The 1,130-nt window shown below is 37.3% G+C and carries 1 protein-coding gene; it reads right to left on the bottom strand.

The window, feature by feature from the left end; all coding sequences use genetic code 11:
- Positions 1 to 20 precede the first annotated feature (20 nt).
- Complete coding sequence (locus tag RMY63_RS41655) at positions 21 to 695, bottom strand: helix-hairpin-helix domain-containing protein (protein WP_322734267.1); 675 nt, start codon at positions 693 to 695, stop codon at positions 21 to 23.
- Positions 696 to 1,130 lie beyond the last annotated feature (435 nt).

Here is a 1,130-nt window from a genome sequence, read left to right as displayed (position 1 = left end):
TTTATTCTTCTACCACTTTTTTATGCCGTATTTATATTTCGGATAGGTCTATTACCAACATCACCCGAAACTAAAGTCCCCTTTTCGAGTAACTGTTGAATGATTGTATTTAAAAATTGAACATCGGGCGTATGCTGTGGTGAAGAAAGCAGGTTAGTGGCAATACTTACTAATTGCTCAAACGGTAAAAAACAATTTCCTTCACGCAAGCCGGATTTTAAAACATGGATTAAAGCTGAGATATAACGAGTATCGCTGTATAGTGGGATACCAAGAGATATTGCTAGCTCATCAGCAGTCTTAAAACCGATGCCATCAATATCATCAATTAATCTGTAAGGGTTGTTCTGAAGTACATTTGCAGTTTTGTGTCCGTAATAGTCACAAATTTTCAAAGCTAACTTCAATGAAGTTCCCACAGCCAAAAGTTGGGTAATTACTCCCAAGTTCGGATTCTTTTTACTCTCTGACCAAGCTTTGGTAATACCATCAATCCGATATTGAGTTAGTCCGGGAACAGTGTAAAGTTTTTCGGGGTTGTTATCTAATATCGATAAAGTCTCACTTCCAAAGCAGTTAACCAAAGTTTGAGCAGTTTTCTTGCCGATCCCACGAAATAGTCCACTTTCTAAATACGCCTCGATTTCCGGCAACATCAGAATCGGAAATTTTTCGACTTGAAGGAGCCTGATCATGAGTCAAAGAGTAGTTGAGAGATTCTGTTCTCTTACAAGGGTAGCTCTAAAGCTAACTCATCGTCCCAAATCGAAAATCCAATTGGCTTACGAACTCTAAAGAATCTCCTTGTGCGATGAAAGATGTTCATGGGCTAGAGCCTAAAATGGATGTGAAGAAATGTTTCTGTTAACGTCATCAAATTTAGTTCAATACAAGGTTTAGTCATCTGCTAAGTTAATGGCAGTCAAGCGATGGCGTACCCGCCCTTAAGATGTGCGATCGCCTGTTGCATTGCAAATACTTAATCCTCCAAAATATAACGATGATTGATTAAAAATAAAGAGACGGAAGTACTGATTAAAATCGTACTTTTATCTATTTCTTTGTCATTGCTGTTTGTGATACCATTTCACTAAAAAAATGATAAAGATAGTTAAAGAAGAAATATGAGC

This window comes from Nostoc sp. ChiQUE01b (assembly GCF_034531255.1).
Lineage (GTDB): Bacteria > Cyanobacteriota > Cyanobacteriia > Cyanobacteriales > Nostocaceae > Nostoc.
Note: the sequence above shows the minus strand (reverse complement) of the source record. Positions and strands in the feature narration are given on the sequence as shown.